This is a genomic window from Streptomyces sp. NPDC005402 (assembly GCF_040606575.1).
Classification (GTDB): domain Bacteria; phylum Actinomycetota; class Actinomycetes; order Streptomycetales; family Streptomycetaceae; genus Streptomyces.
This window is the reverse complement of record NZ_JBEXFB010000001.1, coordinates 89,962-113,757: the sequence shown is the minus strand read 5'-3', so window position 1 is coordinate 113,757 and position 23,796 is coordinate 89,962. Positions and strand designations below refer to the sequence as shown.

Sequence of the window (23,796 nt, the reverse complement as noted above, 5' to 3'; positions counted from 1 at the left end):
AGGCCATCGAGATGAGCACCGCCACGAACACCGACTGGCAGGCCCGCCCCGCCCCCGAGACCGCGCAGGACTGGATCGTCCGTGCCACCGAGGTCGCCGCCGTCCTCGCCACCGACGCCGCCGCCCGCGACCACGCCGGCGCCACCCCGTACGCCGAGGTGCGGCTCCTCAAGGACGCCGGCCTCGTCACCCTCCTCGGCCCCACCGAGCACGGCGGCGGAGGCCAGGACTGGCCCACCGCCTACCGGGTTGTCCGCGAGATCGCCAAGGCCGACGGCTCCATCGGCCAGCTCCTCGGCTACCACTACCTGTGGTTCTGGGCAGCCCGCCTGGTCGGCACCCGCGAACAGTGGGAGCACGTCGAGGCGGAGGCCTCCCGGAACCGCTGGTTCTTCGGCGGCGCGGTCAACCCGCGCGACAAGGACGTCATCGTCACCGAGGACGGCGACGACCTCGTCTACACCGGCCGCAAGACCTTCTCCACCGGCAGCAAGGTCTCCGACGTCACCGTCCTCGAGGGCGTCCTGGAAGGCACCGACCAGCACGTCTTCGCGATCGTGCCCTCCGACTCCGTGGGCCTGACCTTCCACGACGACTGGGACAACATCGGCCAGCGCCTCACCGAGAGCGGCGGCGTCACCCTCGACGGCGTCCGCACGCCCTGGTCGTCGGCGGCCGGTTACGTCGACAAGGTGTTCCAGCCGCGCGTCTACAACACCCTCAACGTCCCCACCATTCAGCTGGTCTTCGTCAACTTCTACCTCGGCATCGCGGGCGGCGCCCTGGAGACGGCCGCCACCTACACCCGCGAGAAGTCCCGCTCCTGGCTGCACGGCGGCTTCGAGCGAGCGGTCGACGAGCCGTACGTCATCGACACCTACGGCGATCTCACCGCCAAGCTCTGGGCGGCCGAGGCCCTCGCCGACGCCGTCGCCGCCGAGGGACAGAAGCTGCACGACGACCCGGACGCGGTCAGCGAACAGACACGCGGCGACTTCGAGGTCCGGGTGGCCGCCGTCAAGGCCCGCGCCACCGACGTGGCCCTGGAGATCACCGGCCGGATCTTCGAGGTGACGGGCGCCCGCTCCACGGCCACCTCGGAGGGCCTGGACCGGTTCTGGCGCAACGTCCGCACCCACACCCTCCACGACCCGGTCGCCTACAAGCGCCGCGAGGTCGGCCGCTGGGTCCTCGAAGGCGAACTGCCCGAACCCACCTGGTACTCCTGACCACTTCCCCTGGGGCGCCCCCTCCTGAACCGGGGGCGCCCCGCCCCTCCTCCCCGAAAGAGGACCGCATGGCCACCGTCCTGTCCGTCTCCGGCAGCCCCTCCGCCTCCTCCCGCACCAACCGGCTGCTGCGCCACCTCGACCGGCGCCTGACCGCGCAGGGCCACGAGGTGATCCCGCTCGACGTCCGCACCATCCCCGCCGAGGCCCTGCTCGGCGCCGACTTCAAGCACCCGGCGATCGTCGAGGCGACCGAGCTGTTCGCGCGCGCCGACGGGGTCGTCGTCGGCACCCCGGTCTACAAGGCGTCGTACTCCGGCGTCCTCAAGGCCCTTCTGGACCTGCTCCCGCAGTACGCGCTGGCCGGCAAGACCGTGCTGCCCCTGGCCACCGGTGGCTCCACCGCCCATGTCCTGGCCATCGACTACGCGCTCCGCCCGGTCCTCAGTTCCATGGGCGCGGCGCATATCGTGCAGGGCTGGTTCACCCTCGACAAGGACATCACCGTGCACGAGGACGGTGCCTTGACCGTGGCATCGGTGGCGACCGAGGCCCTGACCCAGGTCGTCGACCAGTTCTCGACCGCGCTGGGACGGCGGCCGGTCCTGGCGGCGGCGGGCTGAAGACCATGTCCGCCCATGTGATCGCCGACGACGCGGAGGCCCTCGCCGTCGCCGCGCTGCTCGCCGAGGAGCTCCGCGCGGGCGCCTCCGCCAGGGACGCCGAACGCAGGCTGCCCGGCGAGGAGTTGGACCGTCTCTCCGCCTCCGGGCTGCTCGCCGTCACCGTCCCCGCCGAGCACGGGGGCGCGGACGTGAGCGTGCCCACCCTCGCCGAGATCTTCCGGCTGCTCGCCTCCGCCGATGCGAGCCTCGCCCAGATCCCGCAGAGCCACTTCGCCTACGTCAACGTGATCTGCCGTCAGGGCGACGACGAGCAGCGAAAATTCTTCTTCGCCGAGCTGCTCGCCGGCCGCCGCTTCGGCAACGCCCAGTCCGAGGCCGGCACCAAGCACGTCCAGGACATCCGCACCCGACTGCACCCGCAGGGAAACGGCTCGTACCGCCTCGACGGCGTCAAGCACTACTCCACCGGCGCCCTGTTCGCCGACTGGATCCCGGTGCTGGCCCGCGCGGAGGACGACAACCTGCACGTCGCCTACGTACCCAGGGACGCGCCGGGCCTCACGGTGATCGACGACTGGGACGGCCTCGGCCAGCGTACGACGGCCAGCGGCACCGTCCGTCTCGAAGACGTCGAGGTCCCGGCCGACCGGGTCCTGCCCCACCACCTCACCTTCGAAGGCCCCCAACTCCACGGAGCGGTCGCCCAGTTGCTGCACGCCGCCATCGATGCCGGGATCGCCGGGGGAGCGCTCGCGGAGGCGGCGGAGTTCGTCCGGACAAAGAGCCGCCCCTGGTTCGAAAGCGGCGTCGAGACGGCCGCCGAGGACCCGCTGCTGATCCAGCGCTTCGGTGAACTCGCCATCCAGGTACGGGCGTCGGAGGCCCTGTTGCGAGAAGCCGCGCGGGCCGTGGAGGCCGCCCGCGCCGACCTCACCGACGACTCGGCGGCCGAGGCGTCCATCGCGGTCGCCGCCGCCAAGGTGCAGGCGGCCCAGGCGGCGCTGGACGTGGCGAGCGCCCTCTTCGAGGTGTCCGGCACCCGCTCGTCCCTCAACTCACTGAACCTGCACCGGCATTGGCGTGACGCCCGCACTCATACCCTGCACGACCCGACCCGCTGGAAGATCCAGCACATCGGCAGGTATGTGCTCAACGGCACCCGGCCGCCCCGGCACGGCCTCCTCTAGCCAACAGCGGACCTTCCCGATCGGAGACCCTACATGTCCCTCACCTTCCACTGGTTCCTGCCCACCAACGGCGACAGCCGCCATGTCGTGGGAGGCGGTCACGGCACACCCGCCACCGTTTCCGGACGGGACCGGCCACCGACGGTCGCCTACCTGAGCCAGATCGCCCGCGCGGCCGAGGACCTGGGCTTCGTGGGGGCGCTCACGCCCACCGGCGCCTGGTGCGAGGACGCATGGCTGACCACCGCGATGGTGAGCCAGCACACCGAGCGGTTGAAGTTCCTGGTGGCCTTCCGGCCCGGCTCGGTCTCGCCGACGCTCGCCGCCCAGATGGCCTCCACCTTCCAGCGGCAGACCGGAGGGCGGCTGCTCCTCAACGTGGTCACCGGCGGGGAGAGCCACGAGCAGCGGGCCTACGGGGACTTCCTCGACAAGGACGCCCGCTACCGCCGTACCGGAGAATTCCTGGGTGTCGTACGGGGGTTGTGGGAGGGCAAGACCGTCGATCTGCACGGTGAGCACCTCCAGGTCGAGGACGCGAGACTGGCGCGCGTGCCCGACCCGGTGCCCGAGGTGTACTTCGGCGGGTCCTCGCCCATCGCCGGCGAGGTCGCCGCCAAGTACGCCGACGTGTATCTCACCTGGGGTGAGCCGCCCGCGCAGGTCGCCGAGAAGATCGCCTGGGTGCGGGGGCTCGCGGCCGAGGAGGGCCGCACGCCGCGCTTCGGGATCCGCCTGCACGTCATCACCCGCGACACCTCCGAACAGGCCTGGGCCGAGGCCGACCGCCTCCTGGCGGGCTTCGACCCCGAGACCGTCAGGTCGGTGCAGGCTGGGCTCGCCCGCAGCGAGTCGGTGGGCCAGCAGCGGATGCTCGCCCTGCACGGCGGCGGTGGCCGCGCGGGCCTGGAGATCCACCCCAACCTGTGGGCCGGCATCGGCCTGGTGCGCGGCGGCGCGGGCACCGCGCTGGTCGGCAGCCACGACGAGGTCGCCGAGCGGATCAGGGAGTACCACGCCCTGGGCATCGACGAGTTCGTGCTCTCCGGCTACCCGCACCTGGAGGAGGCGTACTGGTTCGGCGAGGGAGTCCTGCCGCGTCTCGCCGAACAGGGCCTGTGGCAGCACCCGTTCGGCGAGCGGGCCGCGCCCTCGCCGCGGGTGCCGTTCGCGAGCTAGGCCGTCACGACGTACGCTCACGGGCTCGACCCGTGCATCCGTCGAGAGGAACAGCCCGTGAGCGACTGGCAGTTGACCAGGTCCTTCCGCGGCAGCTCCGGTGAGGTCCGCTGGGACAGCCTCGGAGACCCCGGCCGCGACCCGGTCGTCCTCCTCCACGGCACACCCTTCTCCTCGTACGTGTGGCGTGCCGTGGCCCGTGCCCTGTCCCGCCGCCACCATGTGTTCGTGTGGGACATGCCCGGCTACGGGGCCTCGGAGAAGTTCGCCGGCCAGGACGTCTCCCTGGCGGCCCAGGGAAGGGTCTTCACCGAACTCCTTGCGCACTGGGAGCTGGACCGGCCCCGGGTCGTGGCCCACGACTTCGGCGGCGCGGTGTCGCTGCGGGCCCATCTCCTGCACGGCGCCCGCTACGACTCGCTCGCCCTGGTCGACCCGGTCGCGCTGGCCCCCTGGGGGACACCCTTCTTCCGGCTGGTCGGAGAGCATTCGGAGGTGTTCGACCACCTCCCGCCCGCCCTGCACCGGGCCTTGGTCCGCGAGTACGTCAGCTCGGCCAGCAGCCCCGGCCTGCATCCCGCCGTCCACGACCGGCTCGTCGAACCCTGGCTCGGCGACACCGGCCAGGCGGCCTTCTACCGCCAGATCGCCCAGGCCGACCAGCGCTACACGGACGAAGTGCAGGACAGGTACGGCGACATCGCCGTCCCGACCCTGGTGTGCTGGGGCGAGGACGACACCTGGATCCCCGTCGGCAGGGGCCACGATCTCGTCGCCCGCATCCCGGGCGCCCGCCTCGAACTCATCCCGGGCGCCGGTCACCTCGTCCAGGAGGACGCCCCCGCACATCTCACGGCGGCCCTCGTCGACTTTCTCGCCTAGAGCTGCGCCAGAGCGTCCAGATGCGCGCGGCGCACCTCGGTCGTCTGCCCCTGCACGAGGAGGAACATACCCTCCTGGAACAGCCGTTGCGCCGTACCGTCGAGGCCCATGGACCGGCCGCCCCCGGCCACCACGGCCGCCGTCGTGACAGCGCGCATAGCGTCGTACGACCGTGTCTTGAGCGTCAGCCGTTCGGCGACGCGCTCAGTGGGGACGGGGTGCTCGGCCAGGGCGTACGCCTGTCGGCGCACCTCGTCGAGAGATCCGCGGAAGGCGACCGCGGTGTCCGACTCCCCGGCCTCTTCCAGTACGTGGAGCGCCGCGTACGCCACCCCGAAGACGGCGGGGGAGGCATTGGTGTTGCGGGGCCGGTCCACCAGCGCGAACTTCTCCTGCGGGGTGCGCAGTACCACCGCGTCCTCGGGCAGCCACAGACCCTCCAGCTCCAGGGACACCGTCCGGGCCGCGGTGAGGGCCGCGAGCCGCATCGGCTCCGACGCCCGCAGTCCCGGTTGTTCGCGTGCCTCGGTGCACGCGAACACCACCTCGTCCGCCTCGGTGACCCCGGCCAGCAGCATCACGTCGTTCAGGCCCCAGCCCGTGTACCAGGGCACCCTGCCGTCGAACCGCCAGCCGCCCCGCTCGGCCGTCGCCCGCACCGGCACCCGCGGAAACGCGCGCACATGCGCGAACGCGATCCCCGCGAGCAGCTCGCCGGTCGCGAGCGGCCCGAGCAGCCGCTCCCGTACCGGGAGGGCGGACTTCGCGAGCATCCGCACCGGCGTGTGGTGCTGGGTCTGCACGAACCAGGTGGAGCAGCACGCCCCGGCGAGGATCTCCTGGACCTCCCGTGCCACCGCGTCCGGAACGTCCGCACCGCCGTACTCCTTCGGCGCGCTCATCCCGAGCAGGCCCGAGCGCCTGATCGCGTCGAGGTGCCCCGGGGGCACGCCCTCCTGGTCGACGCGCGCCGCGTGCGGGGCGAGGAGATCGTCCGCGAGGGTGCGGACGGTGGCGAGGAGGGGGTGCGGTGCGGTGGTCATGGACAGGATTCTCCCGATCCCGTCGCGCGCGGTGTCGATCCGTGGGTGTGCCGTTCGTGTAGGAGGTGAGACAGACTCACAGGAGGAGAGCGACATGCGGTATTACCTGCTCAACGTCATGCAGCCGGGCTGGGACGAGCTGCCCGCCCCCGAGGTGCTGGCCGAGATCGGCAAGCGGCTCGACGCCTTCCACCAGGAGCTCCGGGAGGCCGGGGCCTGGGTCTTCGCCGGGGGACTGCACAGCCCCGACTCCTCGACCGTGCTGCGGCCGCACGACGGCGACGTACTGATCACCGACGGGCCGTACGCCGAGGGCAAGGAGCAGCTCGGCGGCCTCTGCATCGTGAAGGCGCCCGACCTGGACGCGGCCCTGGAGTGGGGACGCAAGGCGGCCCTGGCCACCACGCTGCCCATCGAGGTGCGGCCCTTCCAGCACGAGTCCGAGGACTGATGACCCCGGACATCGAGGGCGTCTTCCGCGAGGAGTACGGCCGCGCGGTCGCCGTCCTCGTTCGCTTCCTCGGCGACATCGACCTCGCCGAGGAAGCGGTCCAGGACGCCTTCACCACGGCTGTGCGGCGCTGGCCGCAGACCGGCGTGCCGCCCAGCCCGGCCGGCTGGATCATCACCACCGCACGCAACCGCGCGATCGACCGGCTGCGCCGCGAGTCCACGAGGCAGGCCCGCCACGCCGAGGCCGCCCTGCTGCACGCCCCCGACGCACCGCCCGAGGAGGGCCCCGTGCGCGACGAACGGCTCCGCCTCGTCTTCACCTGCTGCCACCCCGCGCTCGCCCCCCAGGCCCGGGTCGCCCTCACCCTCCGGCTGCTCGGCGGCCTCACCACCGCGCAGATCGCCCGCGCCTTCCTGGTCCCCGAGCCGACGATGGCGCAGCGCCTCGTCCGCGCCAAGGCCAAGATCCGCGACGCCCACATCCCCTACCGCGTCCCCCACGACGCCGACCTCCCCGACCGGCTCAAGGGAGTCCTGGCCGTCATCTACCTCATCTTCAACGAGGGCTACGACGGCACACCCGAACTGTGCGCCGAAGCCGTACGCCTGGGCCGTCTGCTGGCCGAGCTGATGCCGGACGAGCCCGAGGCCACCGGACTGCTCGCGCTGATGCTGCTCATCGAGTCCCGCCGGGCCGCCCGCACCGACGACCGCGGCGAACTCGTACCGCTGTCCGAGCAGGACCTGGGCCGCTGGGACCCCACGCTCGTCGCCGAGGGGCAGTCACTCGTACGGCGGTGTCTGCGCCGGAACCAGCCGGGGCCGTATCAGATCCAGGCCGCCATCCAGGCCGTCCACAGCGACGGGCCCACCGACTGGGGGCAGGTCCGTCGGCTGTACGACCAGCTCATGGCCGTGGCGCCAAGCCCCGTCGTGGAAGTGAACCGCGCGGTCGCCGTGGCCGAGACCGACGGGCCCGCGCGGGCCCTCGCCCTGGTGGAGGCGCTGGACCTCGACGGTTACCACGTCCTGCACGCCGTCCGGGCGGACCTGCTGCGCCGGCTCGGACGCGCCCCCGAAGCCGCGGACGCCTACGCGAAGGCCGCGGAACTCACTGGGAACCCGGCGGAGCGTATGTATCTCGAACACCGTCGCCGATCACTGTGACCCGGTCTCACGAGCAGGGGACTGACGCGCCCCGGAAGGAGTGAGTGACCTCGTCCCGGAAGGCGTGATCGACCTCGTCCCGGAAAGTAGTGATGGCGGCCCGGAATTTACCCGGCCACGAAAAGGTTGCAATATACATCTGACCGTCGAGACCAGGCCGCAAGGCCCGCCCACCCCAGCGAGGCATCCGTGAACCACCCCGCCCCCGAGCAGCCCGCCGACGTCGTGGCCCGACTGCGCGCCACCTTCCGCAGCGGCCGCACCAAGCCCGTCGAATGGCGTACGACCCAGCTGCGCCGCCTGCGCGAGATGCTCACCGAGAACGGCACCGAACTGGCCGCCGCCCTCCACGCCGACCTGGGCAAGAGCTCCACCGAGGCGTTCCGCACCGAGATCGACTTCACGATCCGCGAGATCGACCACACCCTGGACCACCTCGCCGACTGGCTGCGCCCCGAGTCCGCCCCGGTCCCGGCGCACCTCGGCGCCGACGCGAGCGCCTGGACGCAGTACGACCCGCTCGGCGTCGTCCTCGTCATCGCGCCCTGGAACTACCCGGCCCAGCTGCTGCTCGCCCCGGTGGTCGGCGCCCTCGCCGCGGGCAACGCGGTGGTCGCCAAGCCCAGCGAGCTGGCCCCGGCCACCTCCGCCGCCGTCGCCCGGCTGCTCCCCGCCTACCTGGACACCGACGCGGTGGCCGTCGTCGAGGGCGGCATCCCGGAGACCACGGCCCTGCTCGCCGAGCGCTTCGACCACATCTTCTACACCGGCAACGGCACGGTCGGCCGCGTCGTCCTGCGCGCCGCCGCCGAGCACCTCACCCCGGTCACCCTCGAACTGGGCGGCAAGTCCCCGGCGTTCGTCGACCGCGACGCCGACCTCACTGTTGTCGCCGACCGCCTGGCCCGCGGCGAGTTCCTCAACGCCGGGCAGACCTGCGTCGCCCCCGACTACGTCCTCACCGACCCGGAGACGGCGGCCGCCCTGGAGCCACTGCTGAAGGACGCCGTCGAGTCGGTGTACGGCAGCGACCCCGCCGACTCCGGCGAGTACGGCCGCATCATCAACGAACGGCACTTCGACCGCCTGACCGGCCTGCTCGACTCCGGCCGCACGGTCGTGGGCGGCACCAGCGACCGTACGACCAAGTACATCGCGCCCACCGTCCTCGCCGACGTCGACCCCAAGGCGCCGGTGATGCAGGAGGAGATCTTCGGCCCCATCCTGCCCATCGTCACCGTGTCCGGTCTCGACGACGCCATCGACTTCATCAACGACCGGGACAAGCCCCTCGCGCTGTACGTCTTCACGGACTCCGACACGACACGGCGCCGCATCGCCGACGAGACCTCCTCCGGCGGCCTCGGCTACGGCCTGCCCCTCGCCCATCTCACCGTCTCCGACCTGCCGTTCGGCGGGGTCGGGGAGAGCGGCATGGGCAACTACCACGGCCGCTACTCCATCGAGACCTTCAGCCACCGCAAGGCGATCCTGGAGAAGCCGCTCGGCTGATCACCGGACGCGGTGCGCGGCGCGCGAGGCCCGGCAGGTGCTCTGGGACCTGCTGGGCCATCGGTGCGTTTCTCACGCCGATGGGACAGCGAGAGCACCGGTTGCTTCTAGTCTCGAGGGCGACGACCGGAGAACCCATCGCGCACTGCCTGCGCGGAGGACGGGGAGCGTGGCGATGCACGACTGGGTGATGCCGACGGCCTGTGCACCCTCGATCGCGGCCCGCCGGGGGGACGGCTTCCACGCCACCCCCTTCTCCGAGCGCTGCGCGGGCCTCGACGAAGCCGGACACCACGTGTTCCTCGGGATCAGCCCCGGCAACGGTTACTTCTCCGAGGGCCGGCTCGTCGCGCTGCTGCGCTGGGCCGCCGACCGCTTCACCCGGATCGAGATCGCCCACCCCGACACCGACACCGTCGCCTGCACCTACCTCGGCCGCGGCTACGAACCCCGGCACGCCCGAGCCCGCGCCCACCGCGACGTACGCCAGGCGGCCAACCGGGTCTCCCGCGCCGTGAGCACCGCGCGGATCGACCCGGCCCGGCTGCGGGTCGCGCGGTGCTCCGACTTCTACGACGCCCAGGCCTACCGTGCCGCCCTTGAGCGCATCACCCGCGCGCACCGGGAGCAGCCCGCTTCCCACGCCACCTGCACCCGCATGGTCACCGGCGTCCTGCGCACCACGATGCCCGCCGACTGGACCCCGACCGCCGGCCAACTGGCCGCCGGAGCGCGTACTTGGACCGCGAGCTCCCGCTCCTCCTCGACACCCCGGCCGTCCTCGGCGTACCGGCATCCGTCGTCGCCTACCGCGCCACCTTGGCCCTCGGCGGCCTCCTCTACGGTCCGGACGCGCCGCTCCCTGCCGTGGACACGCAGGGATTCGTCACCGTGGCACCCCCGCCGGTGTCATGACCGCCTACCTGGCCGGGCTCGTCCGGACCGTTTCCGGCAAGCTCGGTGCCCGACAGAACATCCGCACCACCGCATGGAGTTGACGTCATGACCGACAAGCTCACCGTGAGCGTCCTGGGCACCGGCATCATGGGTGCCGCGATGGCCCGCAACCTCGCCCGCGCGGGACACACCGTCCGCGCCTGGAACCGCAGCGCGGCCAAGGCACAGCCGCTGACCGCGGACGGTGTCGAGATCGCCGCCGACCCCGCCGAGGCCGTGCGCGGCGCCGACGTCGTCCTGACCATGCTGTACGACGGCCCCGCGGCCCTGGACGTGATGCGCCAGGCCGCCGAGGGGCTCCGCCCGGGCACCGCCTGGGTGCAGTCGACCACCGCCGGCATCGAGGCGATCGCCGACCTGGCCGCCTTCGCCCGCGAGCACCGACTGGTCTTCTTCGACGCGCCCGTCCTGGGCACCCGCCAGCCCGCCGAGGCCGGTCAGCTGCTCGTCCTCGCGGCCGGACCGGTCGACGGGCGCGGTGCCGTCACCCCCGTGTTCGACGCGGTCGGCGCCCGCACGGTGTGGACCGGCGAGGACGGCGCCGAGGGCAGCGCGACCCGGCTGAAGCTCGTCGCCAACAGCTGGGTGCTCGCCGTGACCAACGCGGCCGGAGAGGCCCTCGCCCTCGCGAAGGCTCTCGGCGTGGACCCGCAGGGCTTCTTCGACGCCATCGACGGCGGCCCCCTCGACATGGGCTACCTGCGGGCCAAGTCGGGTCTGGTCCTCAACGACCAGTTGTCACCGGCCCAGTTCGCGGTCTCCACCGCCGCCAAGGACGCCCGGCTGATCGTCGAGGCAGGTGAGCGGAGCGGAGTCCGCCTGGACGTGGCCGCCGCCAGCGCCGAGCGCTTCGAACGCGCCGCCGCCCAGGGCCACGGCGACGAGGACATGGCCGCCGCCTATTTCGCGAGCTTCGACGAGAAGGAGGCCTGACCCCAGAGACCGGAACACCCGACCCCGAGACCGGAACACCCGACCCCGAGGAGGACCGCTCATGTCCAAGCCCCCGCTGCCGCCCGAGGCCGTCGAACTGCTCAGCCGCCCCAACCCCTGTGTGATGGCGACCCTGCGCTCCGACGGGACACCGGTGTCGACACCCACCTGGTACCTCTGGGAGGACGGCCGTGTCCTGATCAACCTGGACGAGGGCCGGATCCGGCTGAAGCACCTGCGCCGCGACCCCCGCGTCACCCTCACGATCCTTGACGCCGACAACTGGTACACGCACGTCACGCTCATCGGCCGCGTGGCCGAGACGTACGACGACAAGGACCTCGCCGACATCGACCGCCTCTCCACCCACTACGGCGGCCGTCCCTACCCGAACCGGGTCCGGGGCCGCGTGAGCGCGTGGATCGAGGTCGAGCGCTGGCACGGCTGGGGCGAGATGAAGGACAACGACCAGGCTTCCGGGTGACGGTACGCCCGCAGAGGGGTGAGGGTGCCCGGCCGCGCCCTCACCCTCCTGCTGTACACACGTCCCGTGCGTCAGGCGTCGCTGCTCAGGGGATGGCTGAAGCCCTGGTCGGAGATGAGACGGGCGCCTTCGGCGAGCTCCGTGGCGAAGCGCTCGACGGCCTCGTAGGGGAAGCGGTGGCTGGGGCCGCTCAAGGAGAGGGAGGCGACGACATTGCCGGTGCGGCCGGTGACGGGCACCGCCACGGCCGTGAGTCCCTCGTCGAACTCGCTGCTGCTGACGGCGTACCCGCGCTCGGCCGCCTCCGCGACCCAGGTCCGCAGCCGCTCGACCTGTGCCTCGCCCTGCGGTGAGGCGACGGCGACCCGGCGCAGGAACGCCTCGGAGGCACCCCGCAGCAGAATCTTCGAAGAGGCGCCGGCCCACAGCGGCTGCTCGTCGCCGACGTCGACGACATGGCGCAGCGGATGCGGACTCTCCTCGTGTGCGACGCAGATGCGGTGGACACCCCGGGCGACGAACAGATTGACGGTCTCGCCGAGCCGGTCCGCGAGATCCCGCATGACCTTCCGGGTCTCCTGCGGCACCTCCCACTGGCTGCGCGCCAGATAGGCCCAGCGCCACAGCGCGGGCCCCGCGGTGTAGCCGGACGGGTGCGAGCCCAGCAGGCCGGTCTCCTCCAGTGTCTGCACCAGGCGCAGCGCGGTCGTCTTGGCGAGCCCGGTCGACTCGCTGATCTCCCGCAGAGTGATCACCGGCCGGTCCTCGGTGATGAGGGTGAGGATGTCGAAGGCCCGCCGCACACTGCGCACCCCGCCGGCCTGCTGGTCGGAGTCGCCCCCCGCCCGCGTCTGTCCCTCGCTCACCGGCTGCCTCCCGTGGGTCCCTGCGGCCCTCGGCCGACGGTGTTTCCGACCGTAGTCCGCTCTGCGGACCAGGGAAACCGCAGCGCCGAGGAAATCGGGCCGCAATCCAAGGAGCGCCGCCCGGTGGCTGGTCGCCGCATGTGCAGGCGGAACCATGGCCCATCGTACGACCGGCTCCGTAGTCCTGAGCGCGCCGCGCCCTTGTTCGAGGAGCCGACACAGCCTAGGCTGACCGCACAGCGGATCAAAAGGACCGTCTAGTGGTCCCTCGGAGTCTCGGTGGAAGCAGCAGTCCTCGCGGCACCGGGACGGATCGAGACGGTCGACGACCGGCCGGGGACCGGTGAGCGGACCCGGCGAAGTGACCGGCGAACACGCGGGAAACCTCGGGAGCGAGCATGCGCAAGTCCATCGCCACCGTCTGCCTCAGCGGCACCCTCACCGAGAAACTGACGGCCGCCTCACGGGCCGGCTTCGACGGCGTCGAGATCTTCGAGAACGACCTCCTCGCGAGCCCTCTCGCACCCGAGGAGACAGCCGCCCGCACGGCCGACCTGGGGCTGCGCATCGACCTCTACCAGCCGATGCGGGACATCGAGGCCGTCCCGGAGGAGGTCTTCGCCCGCAGCCTGAGGCGGGCCCGGCACAAGTTCGAGGTGATGCGCAGGCTCGGCGCCGACACCGTCCTCGTCTGTTCCAGCGTCTCCCCGCAGGCCGTGGACGACGACGCCCTCGCGGCCGAGCAGCTGAGCCGACTGGCCGACCTGGCCCAGGAGTTCGGCATCCGGGTCGCCTACGAGGCTCTGGCCTGGGGGCGGCACGTCAACACGTACGACCACGCGTGGCGGATCGTCGCCACCGCGGACCATCCGGCGCTCGGCACCTGCCTGGACAGTTTCCACATTCTCTCCAGGGGTTCCGATCCCAAGGGCATCGCGGACATCCCCGGTGACAAGATCTTCTTCCTCCAGCTCGCCGACGCCCCGCTGATGGCCATGGACGTCCTCCAGTGGAGCCGCCACTACCGCTGTTTCCCGGGCCAGGGCGGATTCGACGTCGCCGGACTCCTGCGCCACGTGCTGAACGCCGGATACGACGGTCCGCTGTCCCTGGAGGTCTTCAACGACGTCTTCCGCCAGGCGGACGCGGGCCGCACGGCGCTGGACGGACTGCGCTCCCTGCTGGCTCTGGAGGAGAACGTCGGCGTCTCCCTCCTCCCGGCCCCCGTGGTTCCCTCCGGCGTCGCCTTCGCCGAACTCGCCACCAGCGACCCCGAACCCGTCGGCGAACTCCTCACCGCGCTCGGCTTCCACCGCGCCGCCCGCCATCACGGCAAGCCGGTCGACCTCTGGGAGCAGGGCGAGGCCCGCGTCCTGGTCAACGCGGGCATCACCGGCCGCCGTTCGGACACCACCCTGGCCGCCGTAGGCCTGGAGACGGCGGACCCGGCGGCCTCCGCACGGCGGGCGGAAGCCCTGCTCGCGCCCGCCCTGCCCAAGCGCCGTGCCGCACAGGACGTCCCCCTGGAGTCGATCGCGGCCCCGGACGGCACCGAAGTCCTGTTCTGCGCGACCGGCCGCCCCGAACTCCCGAGCTGGACCGACGACTTCGGGTACACGGCCGAGAGCGGCACCGCGACCGCCCTCACCATCGACCACCTCGCGCTGACCCAGCCCTGGCACCACTTCGACGAGTCGGTGCTCTTCCACCGCACGGTGCTGGGCCTCAGCCCCCACGACACCGTCGAACTCGCCGACCCTTACGGCCTGTTCCGCAGCCGTGCCCTGTCCGCCTCCTCCGACGGGCCCCGGCTGGTCCTCAACCTCGCGCCCACGCCGGAGGAGGACGGTGAGACGCGGGCCCGGCACGTGGCGTTCGCCGTCGACGACATCGTCGCCGGGGTCCGCCGCTTCCGGGCGGCCGGGGCAGGGCTGCTGCGCGTCCCGGCGAACTACTACGACGACCTGGAGGCCCGGTTCGAGTTCGCCGAGGGGGAGTTGGAGACGTATCGCGAGCTCGGCATCCTCTACGACCGCGACGAGCGGGGCGGCGAGTTCCGGCACTGCTACACCGAGACGGTTGGCCGAGTCTTCTTCGAGTTCGTGCAGCGCTCGGGCGGCTACGCCGGGTTCGGCGCGGCCAACGCGCCCATCCGGCTGGCGGCACAGCGGAGGTAGGAGTTCGGAAGGTGCCGACCGTGACGCGCCGAAGGTGTGTCATCATCCGCCGATGACCTCCGAAACGATCACCGCGGACGCGGCAGGCACCTGGACACTCGGCGATCTCACCGTCAACCGCATCGGCTTCGGCGCGATGCGGCTGACGGGCAGCGCGGCCTTCCACCACGGCACCCCCAGCGACCGGCAGCGGTCGATCGCGGTACTGCGCAAGGCCGTCGAACTCGGCGTCAACCACATCGACACGGCGGCCTTCTACTTCTCCTCGCTGCGCTCCGCCAACGAGATCATCAACAGCGCGCTGTCCCCGTACCCGGACGACCTGGTCATCGCCGCCAAGGTCGGGCCCTTCCGGGACTACACGGGGGAGTGGGGCACCTCGGCCCGGCCGGAGGACCTGCGCGGTCACGTCGAGGAGAACCTCCGGCAGCTCGGCCGCGACCACCTCGACCTGGTGTACCTCCGCCGGATGCGCCAGGACTCCGTCGCCGAGCACTTCGGGGCCCTCGCCGAACTGCGCGACAAGGGCCTGATCCGGCACCTCGGCATCTCCGACGTCGAGCCCCGGCACCTCGCCGAGGCGCAGGCCATCGCGCCGGTGGTGTCCGTGCAGAATCGTTTCGGGCTCGACTCCCGCAACCGGGTCACCGACGAGACGGTACGGCTCTGCGGCGAGCAGGGCGTCGCCTTCGTGCCGTTCTACGCGATCGCGGGAAACGCCGGAGCCGAGGGTGCCACCACCGCTCACGACGAAGCGGTGCTCGCCGTCGCACGGGCGCACGACGCGAGTCCCGCCCAGGTCCGGCTCGCCTGGACCCTCGCCCAGGGCCCGCACGTCCTGGCGATCCCCGGTACCGGCAACCCCGACCACCTCGCCGAGAACATCGCGGCGGGCGCGCTGAGGCTCACCGAGGACGAACTGGCGACCTTGAACTCACTGCATCGTCAAGCCGGTTGAGGGGTCAGACGGCCCACTCGCCGTCCTCCATGACGTGCCGCCCGCGCATCTCGTGCACGCCGTTGAGGGCCTGCACGGTGCGCGGACGCACCTGGAAGAAGGCGTACGAGGCGCTGTCCTCCCGCGGATCCCAACCCGTCTTCGCCCGGAAGGCCTCGATCCCCGCGACCGGCACGTCCGTCCCGCCGTACGTCCGCACCTCCCCGTCGATGAGCACGACGTCCTGGGTGTCCCCGAACGCCAGCCGGGTGCGTCGGCCGTCGCGCAGATTCCGGCCCGTGGGATTGGTGATCCGTGTGGACAGCCAGACGGACGCGCCGTCCCAGGCGAACCACAGCGCGACCAGACACGGCAGCCCTTCGGCGTCCGCCGTGGCCACCCAGATGTCCGTCTCCCGCTCCAGCCGGGCCAGTACATCGCGCTTGCGCTGTTCGAGGGTGCGGCTCTCGGTGATCGTCATGTCCAGGACGCTACCGGCCCCCTCGCCCCGGCACCTCGGTCCAAGGCCCTACGACCGCGGACCGAGACGCGGCACCATCCTGCGGACCATGCCGACGCCGCGGTTCTGATGACGCGCCTGTTCGAGAGCCCCGGCCGCATTGCCGTCAGGGCCTGACCCGGCAGTTCGGGGTCGCCCACCGCGCAGCTGTCGACGCCGCGGCCTGCCACGTTGCGGCCGGGCCTGCGGGGCCTGCCGGTCCTCACGGGCGCCTGCAACCTCTATGGCCCGCTCGCCCGGTGGACCATACGGAGGCTTGGGGCCGACGGGCCCCCGAAGGTCCCGGCTGCTTGGTCGTCGTGGGCCGCCTGAAGTTCCTGGTCGTCTACGTGCACGGGTCGACGGGTCGGCCCCGTCACCTCGCGGCTGGTGTGCCGGACTTCGCAGGCGCGCCTGACTTCCATGGTCCGCCTGGTGGACCGGGCTGGAGCTGCGTGGCTCGACGGGCCCCTCGGAGATCCCGGCCGTGTTGGCGTCACGGCCGGGCCCGACGTCGGGGTCGCCCGCCGCGAATCGGTCGAAGGCACGGTCGCCCCGCCCCTCGTGGCGGGACCTCGTGGGCGCCGTCCACTTCCGTAATCCGGCGCCAGTGGCCATGCCAGAGGCTCGGAACCCGACATGCTTTGGAGGCTCCGTGTGGTCGTGGCCGGCCCAGAGTTCCCGGTCGTCCACCCTGCACGGGGCGACGGGCCCACCCCGTCACCTCGCGGCTGATCGTGCGGACTCCGCAGGCGCCCGCAAACCTCCTGGTCCGCCTGGTGGACCATGAGGTTTGCGCGGGGCCAACGCGCCCGCGAGGCTTCCGAGCTCCGCTCACGTGACGTGCCCCGACACGGAATCGCTGCTTGCACAACGCTCCCGACCCGCGCAAGGCACCCGCCTCAGAGCCGATCCGATCCGATCCGCGCAAGGTGCCGCGGCCCACAGTCGGCCTGATCCAAAGCGCAGGCCCTACCCCAGCCGCTCGTGCAGGAACGGCACCGTCCGCTCCCAGGCGCGGGTGGCGGACTCGGGGTCGTGCGTCGGACCCCCGTTGTTGAAGAAGGCGTGGTTCGCCGGGTAGAGACGCAGGTCCGGGGTGATCCCGGACTGCTCGCGGATCGCCTCACGCAGGACGTCGAGGCTCTCCGCCGGGATGGTCTGGTCGAGCTCGCCGTAGTGGCCCAGGATCTCCGCCTTCAGACCCGAGAAGTCGGGCAGCTCGCCCTGGATCACACCGTAGAACGGCACCGCGGCGCTCACCCGCGGGTCCGCCGCCGCCAGGTAGAGGACGAATCCGCCGCCCATGCAGAAGCCGACCGCGCCGACGGTGTCCGAGGTGACCTCGTCCAGCGACAGCAGGTGGTCGACCGCGCCGGACAGCAGCTCCACGCCCCGTGAGACCGGCAGCTCCCGCATCATCCGCAGGGCCTCGTCGCTGTCATGGGCGACATTGCCGCCGTACAGGTCGGGGGCGAGGGCCACGAAGCCCTCCGCCGCCAGCCGGTCGGTGACGTCGGCGATGTGGTCGGTCAGGCCCCACCACTCCTGGATCACGATGACGCCCGGCCCGCTCCCGGACGGCGGCAGCGCCAGATAGCCGTGCGCGGTGGTGCCGCCGCTCGGGAAGGTGACGTTCTGGTGAGCGGGAGCTCCGGTCGACTTCGGCAGTTCGGTCATGGCGCTCGACTCCTGTGCGGCAGTCCGGTGAGGGGCGCCGGAGCCGTGACCCCGGCGGTGATCACCAGCCTGTCACGCGCCGTACGGCCCGCGCACAGGAGCCCCGCCGGACCGGACTGGCGTCACCCAGGTTTTACGTATAACCTCTCCCGTCAACCGCCCGTCCCGAGAGGTTCCGATGAGACGCGTCGCCCTGGTCACCCTCGTCGTCGACGACTACGACGAGGCGATCCGCTTCTACACCGAAGCCCTCGGCTTCCGGCTCGTCGAGGACACCCCCCGCCCCGACGGCTCCCGCTGGGTCGTCGTACGGCCGGACGAGCGCGAAGGCGGCACCGACCTGCTGCTCGCCCGCGCCAAGAACGAGGCCCAGCAGGGTCGGGTGGGGAACCAGACCGGCGGGCGCGTCGGCTTCTTCCTGCACACCGACGACTTCACCCGCGACCACGCCCGCATGCTCGCCGCGGGAGTGACCTTCCTGGAGGAGCCCCGTCACGAGCCCTACGGCTCGGTCGCCGTCTTCCAGGACCTCTACGGGAACCGCTGGGACCTGCTCCAGCCCGCCGCCTGAACCTCCCCCGCCTGATCCGCCCGCCACCGCTCCACGTTCGAAGAAAGACCCCGCCATGACCGCTACGCGCGTAGACGCCGACCTGATCCGCCGCCTCCCCAAGGCCGTCCTGCACGACCACCTCGACGGCGGCCTGCGCCCCGCCACCGTGGTGGAGCTCGCGGCGGAGGTCGGCCACACCCTGCCCACCACCGACCCGGACGAGCTCGCCGCCTGGTACTTCGAGGCCGCCAACTCCGGCGACCTGGTGCGCTACATAGCCACCTTCGAGCACACCCTCGCCGTCATGCAGACCCGGGAGGGCCTGCTGCGCACGGCCGAGGAGTACGTCCTCGACCTGGCCGCCGACGGAGTCGTGTACGGCGAGGTCCGCTACGCCCCGGAGCTGAACACCAACGGCGAGCTGACCATGGCCGAGGTCGTCGAGACCGTCCAGGAGGGCCTGGCCGCCGGTATGGCGAAGGCCGCCGCGGCGGGCACCCCGGTGCGGGTGGGCACCCTGCTGTGCGGGATGCGGATGTTCGACCGGGTGCGCGAGGCCGCCGACCTGGCCGTGGCCTTCCGGGACGCCGGCGTCGTCGGCTTCGACATCGCGGGCGCCGAGGACGGCTTCCCGGCCGCCGACCACCTGGACGCCTTCGAGCACCTGCGCCGCGAGAGCGTGCCGTTCACCATTCACGCCGGTGAGGCCCACGGTCTGCCCAGCATCCACCAGGCCGTGCAGGTGTGCGGCGCCCAGCGTCTCGGTCACGGCGTGCGGATCACCGACGACATCGTCGACGGCAAGCTCGGCCGGCTCGCGGGCTGGGTCCGGGACCGCCGGATCGCCCTGGAGATGTGCCCGACGTCCAACCTCCAGACCGGCGCGGCCACCTCGATCGCCGAGCACCCGATCACGGCGCTGAAGGACCTGGGCTTCCGGGTCACCCTCAACACCGACAACCGGCTCGTTTCGGGGACGACGATGACCCGTGAGATGTCCCTGCTGGTCGAGGACGCGGGCTGGACGGTGGAGGACCTGCGCACGGTCACCGTGAACGCGCTCAAGAGCGCCTTCATCCCGTTCGACGAGCGCAAGGCCCTCATCGAGGACGTCGTCCTGCCGGGTTACGCGCTCTGAATCAGCCCCCGCAGATAGGCGGCCTGTCCGACGTGCTGGAGGTCGTCGGACAGGACGCTGACCAGCCGGACGCCCAGGGTGACCGGCGGATCCCAGTTCTCGTCCACGACGCGGTCCAGGTCCTCGGCCGTCAGTTCGCGCAGGGCTTCGAGACTCTGGGCGTGCACGGCGTCGTAGTAACCGGTCAGCAGGTCCGCGGAGTCGACCCGCACCTTGGCGACCTGTGCGGAGGTGTGGCCGTAGCCGATGTCCCGCGGCTTCAGGTCGAGGCCGAACCGCTTCTCCCAGTCCTGCGTCAGCCACACCTGGTCGAGGCCGAGGGCGCCGGCCACGTGGTCGTCCTGGACGCGGGTGAGATGCCAGACCAGCCAGGCCAGGGAGTTGGCGTCGGGACCGGGACGGTGGTTGAGGTCGTCGGGGCCCAGGCCCTCGACGGCGGCGTGGACTTCTTCCTGGATGCGGCTGTAACCGTCGATGAGGATGTCCTTTGCATGCATGACATCCACCATCGCGCATCGCGCCGCGTCACGCGTCGGATTACGGCTCCCGCGTCACGCGTCGGATTACGGTTCCCGTGTCACGCGTCGGGAATCCAGCTCCCGTGGAAGCCGAGCGGCACCCGTCCCGGCAGATGGATCCGGGCCACCGGCTCGGCCGTGAAGTCCTGGGCCGCGAGGATCACCAGGTCGGAGGCCCCGCGATCGGGGTTGTGCACATACGCGATCGCGTACCCGTCGTCCTCGGCGGCCCTGTCGTCGCAGGGGTCGGACGGCACGAACACCGCCTCGCTCGCCGCCGCGCCCCGGGGCAGCCGGTGCACCTGCGAGGTGCCGCGCAGCAGGTCGTGCTTGATGAGCGCGTTGCTGAAGGCCCGGTCGGGCGGCGGGTTGCCGTCGACCGCCTGATAGGCCACCGCCATCTCCGCGGACGCCGCCGAGTAGCCGTAGCGGTGCCGGCGGGACACCAACGCCTCGTTGACGCGCGGGAATTCCTGGGGGCGGTCGTCGAGGGTCCGCGTCCGCACCCGCCCCTGACGCAGGTCGACCGTCCAGCGGTCCAGGCGGGGAGTGCCCGGCGAGTACGGCCCGCCCGAGCCGTTGCCCGCCACGAGAAAGGGAGCGTCGAAGTTGGTCATGTCGACCACCAGGTTCGGGCCCTCCTCGTACGCGTTGAGGGTGTGCGAGTAGTACACGGGGTCGACCTCGAACCAGCGGACCGCGCCTCCCTCGCGCGGCAGCACGCCGACCCGTGCCGGATGCCGGTCGTTCCAGACGTAGGGCACGATGTCGCCGCGCTCGGCGCCCGCCGGGTCGAAGGTGACCGGCATGTCGAGGATGATCACGTAGTGCTCGGTGAGGGCGAAGTCGTGGATCATCGGCGCGTCCGCCACCGGGATCCGGGTGCTGCGCGAGACACGTCCCGCCGGATCCACGACCAGGTGCCGGACGTGGTCCCAGGTCGGGTAGTAGGCGATCGCGTGCAGCTCACCGGCATGGGCGTCGAACTTGGTGTGTGCGGTGAACGCGCCCTCCAGGGTGCCCCGGAAGTCGTACGTGCCCACGGTGTTCAGCTCGTCGTCGAGCTCGTACGGCAGCGGACCGCTCTCCTGGAGCGCGAGGATCCGGCCGCGGTAGGGGATCACATGGGTGTTGCACGGGAAGTCGTCCGGTGGCACCGGGCCCGGGTAGGGCTCGCCGAGCTTCTTCGCGACCTGGGAGGAGCGGACCCAGCGGTTGCGGTACCACTCGGCGCGGCCCTCGCGCAGCCGGACGCCGTGCACCATGCCGTCGCCGAGCATCCAGTGGTGGGCGCGCGGATCCTCCAGGCCCAGCGCGTTGGGGCCGTTGCGCAGGTAGCGGCCGTTCAGTTCGCGCGGGATTCGGCCGGTGACCGGCAGGTCGAAGGCCGTCAGCTCCTCGGTAACCGGCTTGAAGGCGCCCTCCAGGAACGGGAAGTGACGCGTCGACGTCGAGCGCGGTGCCGCCGAGGCGGGTCCCGCGGCCGCTCCCGTGCCGGCCAGTCCGCCCGCGGCCGCGACCGCCGCCGCGCCGCGCAGTACGTTCCGTCGTGTGGGAGCCGCTGCCCGTGTGAAATCCGTCGTCCGTGCGAGGTCCGTCGTCCGTGTGGGATCCGTCATCTTCCCTGCTCCTGACCGGGGTTGTCTTCGGGGACGGTCATGAGTCTGTGGCGTGGGACGGCTCGGGTCAGGAGTGGTGGGCCCCGTCCTGGGGGTGGTGTCAGGCCCCCTCTTTCCCTTGGCGGCTCAGCTGTCGAGCAGAGCCATCAGTGCCCGCGCGGCCGGACTGGTGGCCTGCGGGAGCGGCAGCAGCGCGACGGTCTCGTACACGGTCTCCCCGGTGCCCTTGACGGGCAGGCCCGTCAGTGACGGCCGCTTGTGCCGGAAGTGCTGCGGAACGACGGCCACCCCGAGGTTCTCGTCCACCAGGTCGAGAAGGCTGTGCACGTCGTTGACCTCCAGCGCGACCGTCCTGCGCACGCCGGCCTCGGCGAAGACGGCGTCGGTGGTGCGGCGCGGGCCCCAGTCCGGGTGGAAGTCGACGAAGACCTCGCCGCCCAGGTCCTCCGGGGTCACGGCCGCGCCGGCCGCCGCGAGCGGGTGGCTGGGATGGCAGAGCACGGTCATCGGCTCGCTGGTCAGCGGTACGGCCCGTAGTTGGTCGCTCTCCTCCTGCGTGCCCCGCACGGCGAACGCCAGGTCCAGACGCCCGGCGGCGACCTCCTCGGCGAGCGCGCCCGAGCCCGCCTGCCGCAGAGAGATCTCCACGTCCGGATGCTGCCGCCGGAACGCGGCGAGCAGCCCCGCCACATGCACCCCCGCGATGCACTGCTCGGAGCCCAGCGCGAGCATCCCGCGCAGCACCCCCTGCACCGCGGCCACCGCCTCGTGGGCCGAACGCACCTGCGCGAGGATCCGCTCGGCCTCGCCCAGCAGCGCCCGTCCGGCCGGGGTGAGCGTCACCCGGCGGGTGGTCCGCACGAACAGCGGGGTCTGCAGCTCGCGCTCCAGCGCCCGGATGGACGCGGACAGCCCGGACTGGGACACCAGGAGCCGTTCGGCGGCCCGGGTGAAGTGCTGGTCCTCGGCGACCGCCACGAAGTGCTGGAGATGGCGCAGTTCCATGATTGAGAAGCCTATCCGCTGAATTCCATCGGATTCTTCTGTTGGACCAATGCCCCCAGGTCGCGAAAGAGTGGACACAGGTTCAACACCCTGGTCCCACCGTGCCAACCCCTCTGGAGTCGCGTTGTACACCGCACACCCCGACCGCTACGCGGAGATGCCCTACCGGCGCACCGGACGCAGCGGCCTGAAGCTGCCCGCGATCTCGCTCGGCCTGTGGCACAACTTCGGCCCGGCGGACCGCACCGTGGAGACCCAGCGGGCCATCCTGCGCCGCGCCTTCGACCTCGGTGTCACCCACTTCGACCTCGCCAACAACTACGGCCCGCCGCCCGGCGCCGCCGAGTCGGCGTTCGGCGAGGCCCTCAAGGCCGACCTCGCGGCCTACCGCGACGAGCTGATCATCTCCACCAAGGCCGGCTATCTGATGTGGCCCGGCCCGTACGGCGAGTGGGGCTCCCGCAAGTACCTGCTGTCCTCGCTGGACCAGAGCCTGACCCGGATGGGCCTGGACTACGTCGACATCTTCTACTCGCACCGCCCCGACCCGGACACCCCCCTCGAAGAGACGATGGGGGCCCTGCACACCGCGGTCCAGCAGGGCAAGGCGCTCTACGTCGGCATCTCCAACTACTCCGCCGAGCAGACCCGCGAGGCCGCCCGCATCCTCGGCGAGCTCGGCACTCCGCTGCTCATCCACCAGCCGCGCTACTCGATGCTGGACCGTCGCCCCGAGGACGGCGGTCTGCTGGACGCGCTGGACGAGCTCCAGGTCGGTTCCATCGTCTTCTCCCCGCTGGAGCAGGGGCTGCTCACCGGCCGCTACCTCGACGGCATTCCCGAGGACTCCCGGGCCGCGAGCGACAGCCCCTTCCTGAACTCGGACGCGCTCACCGAGGACCTGGTCGGGCAGCTCCGTGAGCTCAACGACATCGCCAAGGGCCGCGGCCAGACCCTCGCCCAGCTGGCCCTGGCCTGGGTCCTGCGCGGCGGCCGTGTCACCTCGGCGCTCGTCGGCGCCAGCAGTCCGAAGCAGATCGAGGACAGCGTGGGCACGATCGCCAACCTGGACTTCGACGCGGAGGAACTGGCGAGGATCGACGCGATCGTCAAGGCGTGACCGACGCGGCCGTGGTGATCGCGGGCAGCTGA

General features: G+C 71.7%; 22 protein-coding genes and 1 pseudogene. 16 read left to right on the top strand and 7 right to left on the bottom strand.

Annotation, left to right across the window (positions count from 1 at the left end; genetic code table 11):
- The first annotated feature begins 11 nt into the window (after positions 1-11).
- From ABZT02_RS00560 to ABZT02_RS00540, 5 genes are all read left to right on the top strand, one after another.
- Complete coding sequence (locus tag ABZT02_RS00560) at positions 12-1,229, top strand: acyl-CoA dehydrogenase family protein (protein WP_356012737.1); 1,218 nt, start codon at positions 12-14, stop codon at positions 1,227-1,229.
- A 68-nt stretch (positions 1,230-1,297) separates the two neighbouring features.
- Positions 1,298-1,852: an NADPH-dependent FMN reductase gene (gene ssuE, locus ABZT02_RS00555; protein ID WP_356012735.1), complete on the top strand. Its 555-nt coding sequence runs from the start codon at positions 1,298-1,300 to the stop codon at positions 1,850-1,852.
- 5 nt (positions 1,853-1,857) lie between these two features.
- A complete protein-coding gene (locus ABZT02_RS00550) occupies positions 1,858-3,042 on the top strand; it encodes an SfnB family sulfur acquisition oxidoreductase (RefSeq protein WP_356012734.1) in 1,185 nt (394 codons plus the stop codon).
- Between the two features lie 33 nt (positions 3,043-3,075).
- Positions 3,076-4,221, top strand: a complete 1,146-nt coding sequence (locus tag ABZT02_RS00545; protein ID WP_356012733.1) for an LLM class flavin-dependent oxidoreductase — start codon at positions 3,076-3,078, stop codon at positions 4,219-4,221.
- Positions 4,222-4,278: 57 nt separating this feature from the next.
- Positions 4,279-5,103 carry an alpha/beta hydrolase gene (locus ABZT02_RS00540; protein WP_356012732.1) on the top strand — a complete coding sequence of 275 codons (825 nt, stop codon included), beginning with the start codon at positions 4,279-4,281 and terminating at the stop codon, positions 5,101-5,103.
- Here the strand turns inward: ABZT02_RS00540 and ABZT02_RS00535 are convergent.
- On the bottom strand, positions 5,100-6,146 hold the full coding sequence (locus ABZT02_RS00535; RefSeq protein WP_356012731.1) for an acyl-CoA dehydrogenase family protein: 1,047 nt from the start codon (positions 6,144-6,146) through the stop codon (positions 5,100-5,102). The two genes, ABZT02_RS00540 and ABZT02_RS00535, sit on opposite strands and share 4 nt — an antisense overlap.
- A 94-nt stretch (positions 6,147-6,240) precedes the next feature.
- On the opposite strand from ABZT02_RS00535, the gene ABZT02_RS00530 reads away from it, so the two are divergent.
- The 6 genes and pseudogenes from ABZT02_RS00530 to ABZT02_RS00505 all read left to right on the top strand — a co-directional run bounded on the left by ABZT02_RS00530 (position 6,241) and on the right by ABZT02_RS00505 (position 11,652).
- Entirely contained in the window at positions 6,241-6,597 is a 357-nt protein-coding gene (locus tag ABZT02_RS00530) for a YciI family protein (protein ID WP_356012729.1), read from the top strand.
- Entirely contained in the window at positions 6,597-7,766 is a 1,170-nt protein-coding gene (locus ABZT02_RS00525; RefSeq protein WP_356012728.1) for an RNA polymerase sigma factor, read from the top strand. The genes ABZT02_RS00530 and ABZT02_RS00525 overlap by 1 nt, the downstream gene beginning before the upstream one ends.
- Positions 7,767-7,955: 189 nt before the next feature.
- Positions 7,956-9,278 carry an aldehyde dehydrogenase family protein gene (locus ABZT02_RS00520; protein WP_356012727.1) on the top strand — a complete coding sequence of 441 codons (1,323 nt, stop codon included), beginning with the start codon at positions 7,956-7,958 and terminating at the stop codon, positions 9,276-9,278.
- 175 nt (positions 9,279-9,453) lie between these two features.
- Positions 9,454-10,193: pseudogene (locus ABZT02_RS00515) on the top strand (tRNA-dependent cyclodipeptide synthase).
- Between the two features lie 87 nt (positions 10,194-10,280).
- Complete coding sequence (locus ABZT02_RS00510; protein WP_356012726.1) at positions 10,281-11,168, top strand: NAD(P)-dependent oxidoreductase; 888 nt, start codon at positions 10,281-10,283, stop codon at positions 11,166-11,168.
- Between the two features lie 61 nt (positions 11,169-11,229).
- Positions 11,230-11,652 (top strand): PPOX class F420-dependent oxidoreductase, encoded by a 423-nt coding sequence (locus ABZT02_RS00505; protein ID WP_356012724.1) that lies wholly within the window; start codon positions 11,230-11,232, stop codon positions 11,650-11,652.
- A 71-nt stretch (positions 11,653-11,723) separates the two neighbouring features.
- Here ABZT02_RS00505 and ABZT02_RS00500 read toward each other — a convergent pair whose 3' ends face one another.
- A complete protein-coding gene (locus tag ABZT02_RS00500) occupies positions 11,724-12,518 on the bottom strand; it encodes an IclR family transcriptional regulator (RefSeq protein WP_356012723.1) in 795 nt (264 codons plus the stop codon).
- 398 nt (positions 12,519-12,916) lie between these two features.
- On the opposite strand from ABZT02_RS00500, the gene ABZT02_RS00495 reads away from it, so the two are divergent.
- Together ABZT02_RS00495 and ABZT02_RS00490 are read left to right on the top strand one after the other, a co-directional pair.
- Positions 12,917-14,695: a TIM barrel protein gene (locus ABZT02_RS00495; protein WP_356012721.1), complete on the top strand. Its 1,779-nt coding sequence runs from the start codon at positions 12,917-12,919 to the stop codon at positions 14,693-14,695.
- Positions 14,696-14,747: 52 nt separating this feature from the next.
- Positions 14,748-15,653, top strand: coding sequence for an aldo/keto reductase (locus tag ABZT02_RS00490; protein WP_356012720.1), 906 nt, complete (start codon positions 14,748-14,750; stop codon positions 15,651-15,653).
- 4 nt (positions 15,654-15,657) lie between these two features.
- Here ABZT02_RS00490 and ABZT02_RS00485 read toward each other — a convergent pair whose 3' ends face one another.
- Both ABZT02_RS00485 and ABZT02_RS00480 read right to left on the bottom strand, forming a co-directional pair.
- Positions 15,658-16,113: a pyridoxamine 5'-phosphate oxidase family protein gene (locus ABZT02_RS00485; protein WP_356012719.1), complete on the bottom strand. Its 456-nt coding sequence runs from the start codon at positions 16,111-16,113 to the stop codon at positions 15,658-15,660.
- A 990-nt stretch (positions 16,114-17,103) separates the two neighbouring features.
- Positions 17,104-17,811, bottom strand: a complete 708-nt coding sequence (locus ABZT02_RS00480) for a dienelactone hydrolase family protein (protein ID WP_356012718.1) — start codon at positions 17,809-17,811, stop codon at positions 17,104-17,106.
- 178 nt (positions 17,812-17,989) lie between these two features.
- On the opposite strand from ABZT02_RS00480, the gene ABZT02_RS00475 reads away from it, so the two are divergent.
- Together ABZT02_RS00475 and ABZT02_RS00470 are read left to right on the top strand one after the other, a co-directional pair.
- A complete protein-coding gene (locus ABZT02_RS00475) occupies positions 17,990-18,382 on the top strand; it encodes a VOC family protein (RefSeq protein WP_356012717.1) in 393 nt (130 codons plus the stop codon).
- Between the two features lie 55 nt (positions 18,383-18,437).
- The gene (locus ABZT02_RS00470; RefSeq protein WP_356012715.1) at positions 18,438-19,502 is read left to right on the top strand and encodes an adenosine deaminase; all 1,065 of its coding nucleotides are present in this window, start codon (positions 18,438-18,440) and stop codon (positions 19,500-19,502) included.
- On the opposite strand, the gene ABZT02_RS00465 is transcribed toward ABZT02_RS00470, so the two are convergent.
- The 3 genes from ABZT02_RS00465 to ABZT02_RS00455 all read right to left on the bottom strand — a co-directional run bounded on the left by ABZT02_RS00465 (position 19,490) and on the right by ABZT02_RS00455 (position 22,644).
- Complete coding sequence (locus ABZT02_RS00465; protein ID WP_356012714.1) at positions 19,490-19,999, bottom strand: DUF664 domain-containing protein; 510 nt, start codon at positions 19,997-19,999, stop codon at positions 19,490-19,492. The genes ABZT02_RS00470 and ABZT02_RS00465 overlap by 13 nt on opposite strands.
- An 80-nt stretch (positions 20,000-20,079) precedes the next feature.
- The gene (locus tag ABZT02_RS00460; protein WP_356012713.1) at positions 20,080-21,639 is read right to left on the bottom strand and encodes a carotenoid oxygenase family protein; all 1,560 of its coding nucleotides are present in this window, start codon (positions 21,637-21,639) and stop codon (positions 20,080-20,082) included.
- 126 nt (positions 21,640-21,765) lie between these two features.
- Positions 21,766-22,644: a LysR substrate-binding domain-containing protein gene (locus ABZT02_RS00455; protein ID WP_356012712.1), complete on the bottom strand. Its 879-nt coding sequence runs from the start codon at positions 22,642-22,644 to the stop codon at positions 21,766-21,768.
- 124 nt (positions 22,645-22,768) lie between these two features.
- Here ABZT02_RS00455 and mgrA point away from each other — a divergent pair, with 124 nt between their 5' ends.
- A complete protein-coding gene (gene mgrA / locus ABZT02_RS00450; RefSeq protein ID WP_356012711.1) occupies positions 22,769-23,764 on the top strand; it encodes an L-glyceraldehyde 3-phosphate reductase in 996 nt (331 codons plus the stop codon).
- The last annotated feature ends 32 nt before the right edge of the window (positions 23,765-23,796 follow it).